This is a genomic window from Rhodobacter maris, from assembly GCF_900217815.1.
In the GTDB taxonomy this organism is placed as follows: Bacteria; Pseudomonadota; Alphaproteobacteria; order Rhodobacterales; family Rhodobacteraceae; genus Rhodobacter; species Rhodobacter maris.
Genome location: NZ_OBMT01000039.1, coordinates 1 through 2,767 on the forward strand (window position 1 = coordinate 1; position 2,767 = coordinate 2,767).

General features: G+C 66.3%; 2 protein-coding genes and 1 pseudogene. All 3 read right to left on the reverse strand.

From position 1 onward, the window contains the following. A pseudogene (locus tag CRO22_RS18315) lies at positions 1-674 on the reverse strand (phage tail tape measure protein); the annotation flags it as partial. Between the two features lie 17 nt (positions 675-691). Next, positions 692-2,302, reverse strand: coding sequence for a terminase large subunit (locus tag CRO22_RS18320; RefSeq protein ID WP_097071578.1), 1,611 nt, complete (start codon positions 2,300-2,302; stop codon positions 692-694). A 1-nt stretch (position 2,303) separates the two neighbouring features. Beyond that, positions 2,304-2,699, reverse strand: coding sequence for a phage terminase small subunit P27 family (locus tag CRO22_RS18325; protein WP_097071579.1), 396 nt, complete (start codon positions 2,697-2,699; stop codon positions 2,304-2,306). Positions 2,700-2,767 lie beyond the last annotated feature (68 nt).

Below are 2,767 nucleotides of genomic sequence, written 5' to 3' on the forward strand. Positions count from 1 at the left end.
ATGCTGGCCTCGCCCCGGTCGAGCATTTCGACGAAGCGCTCGCCGCCGGTGCCGCCGAAGACCTCATCGGCAACCCGGATCTGTGCCGCCTTGTCCATGCCTTCGAGGCGCTTGACGATCTCAAGCATGAGCGCGCTCGGGTCTTTCAGGCGCGCGGCAAGGTCGGTGGCGCTGAACCCGAGCCGGGTGAAGGCTTCGGCGCCCGCGCCCTTGCCGGTCACAATGAACTCGTCGGCGCGAAGCGAGAGCTCCTTGAACCCATCGGTGAGCGCATCAAGGCTCACCCGGTTCTGTTCCGCAACCACCTGCCAGCGCTGGAAGTCTTCGACGGCCACACCGGCGCGGCGGGCCTCGTTGCCGATCTCGGCGATGCTGCGCACGGTCGCGCGCAACTGCCCGGCAGCAAGACCGAACCCCGCACCGAGGCCAGCACCGGCCAAACCCGCGATGCCCACACCGAGACCGGGGATCGGCAGGCTCTTGAAGGCGCCCGCCATGCGCGCGCCGAGCCCGTCATAGCTCTTCGCCATGCGCTCCACCGATTGCTTGGCGCGGGTTTCCATGTCGCGCGCGGTGCGGGCCTGTGCCTGACTTGCGCGTTTCAACGCCTTTTCGAGCTTGTCGATCCGCGCTTCGACGGGAACGATCAGGCCGGGAAGGGTAACGTCATTCATCTTTCAAATCTCACTCGTCAGAATACAAAGAGCCCATCGGCATCGGGCGCATTATAGGCACTGGCATTGCTCTGCCCGAGGCTCAGGCGATAAACAGCCATCGCGCTGGCAATCGCCCCGTCGATCCGGTCGCGCTTGTGCCCCTTGTGCATCTTCACAAGCCCGGTGTCGGTGCGCACGGCCACGACGCTTGCGAAGTGCTGACGCAGGATCGGGTTGCCGTCATGACGCACAAGCTTGCCGTTCACGATGCGTTCAAGGTCGGCACCGGCCGCGCCCATCGTCAGCGGCCCTTGTCTGACCTCCACCACCGGCAAGCCGTCATCATAGAGTCGCTGCATCATGCGGGTGGCAAGGTGCGGGTCGAAGGCGATCTCCTGCACATCATAACGCGCGCAGAGGTCGCGGATCTCGTCTTCAACCATGCCTTCGTCGATGATCGGGCCGGGGCAAGCGCGGATCAACCCGGCATCGCGCCAGCGCTCATAGGGCACCCCGTCGCGGTCGGCGCGGGCTTTCAGGTCTTCCCCCGGCACGAAGAAGCTCGGGCGCAGGGTCACTTGCCCGTCAGGGTGACGGAAGGCCGCGACAACGGCCGTCAGATCGCCCGAGCGCGAGAGGTCCACCCCAAGCCAGCAAGGCAATTGCTCAAGGTCTTCCGCGTCATCGGCGAAGGTGCGGGCATCGTATGTGTCGAAGTCGAAGAGCGGGTCGCGCGAGTTGCCGAGCCATCGGTTCAGGTTGAATTGCTCGAAGCTGTAGCGCTCGCCGGGGCTGTCCTTGGCCTTCCGTGCCAGCGAACGCAGCCCTTCGAGGTCGGGGAAGCCATGCGCGAGACCGGGGTTCACGCGATGCCAGAGCGCTTCGTCTTCCCAATCCTCGCCCGGCTCGGGCTCGAAGAGGATCGGCAGAAACTCGGGGTTCACGATCTGCCCGAGCGCCACGCCGCGCGCATAGGCATAAAGCTCGGCGGCCAAGCCCTCGTTGCCCCGGCCTGCCGTGGTGGCAATGACCGTGAGCCCGCCCGCGCGCTTCGCCATGCCCGATTGCAGCGCTTCCCAGAGCTCGCGCCCCTGCCAGACGTGAATCTCGTCGGCGAGAACGAAGGTCGGCGTGGTGCCATGCTGCGCGCGGCCATCCGAGGAAACCGCTTTCAAAACAGAGCCGTCGCGGGTGCTCTTAATCGCCTTGGGCGCGTTGTGGGCGTCATAAAGGCGCGTCACCGTTTCGAGGCGTTTGTCGCACCGAACGATCTCGGCGGCCTCGCGAAAGCCGATGCCCGCCTGTTCCCGATCCGAGGCGGCAAAGATGATCTGCCCGGCGGGCACCCGTTCCGGCCCGAGCAGGTGCAACAGCGCGAGCGCCGCGGCGAGCGAGGTTTTGCGGTTGCCGCGCGGGATCATCAGGAAGACCATCTTCACCACGCGGGCGCCCTGTGCATCACGCGGGCCATAGATGCGCCGAACGATGCGTTCCTGCCAAGGTGCGAGCTGAAAGGCCCGCTTCGGTGCCGTGCTCGCCGGGTGACGCAGGCGGCGCAGGAACTCCACCGCGCGGGCACCATGCCCGAGCGGGTCTTCGATGGGTGAGCCATCAAGAACCCAAGCCGGATAGGTGCTGCCCGTCATGTCACACCGCGAGCGGATCGTCGGCTTCGGCATCTTCGGGCGGTGCCGATCCGATGCGGGCGCGCGAGGTGGGCGTGAGGCCATATTCCGAGGCAAGTTGCCGGGCGGTCTGGGCGGCACGGTTCCAGATGCCGAAGGCGGTCTTGTCGATCACACCCCCGGCCGCGCGCCGATCCTCTTCGATCTGGCGGCAGATACTCACCGCCGAGCAATAGGCTTCGACGCCTGCGAGGTCGGCGCGGGTGATGATCCGGCGCGCGATCAGTTGCGGCATGACGCGCTTCCATTCCGCTTTGGCATGGAGCGAGAAATAGCCGGGCGCGGGCGGGGCTTTCGTCAGCGCCTCGGCATCGGCCGTGAGGGTGGGTTTGAGCCCGCGAAGGGTAACGGCGCTCATGCCGCCACCGCCCTGAGCTCAAGCCCATGCCTGCGCCCGATCTCGGCGAGGGCCACTATATTCCATGC

Coding starts and splice junctions, on each gene's coding strand:
- CRO22_RS18320 (WP_097071578.1), bottom strand. CDS start 2,302: ATGACGGGCAGCACCTATCCGGCTTGGGTTCTTGATGGCTCACCCATC.
- CRO22_RS18325 (WP_097071579.1), bottom strand. CDS start 2,699: ATGAGCGCCGTTACCCTTCGCGGGCTCAAACCCACCCTCACGGCCGAT.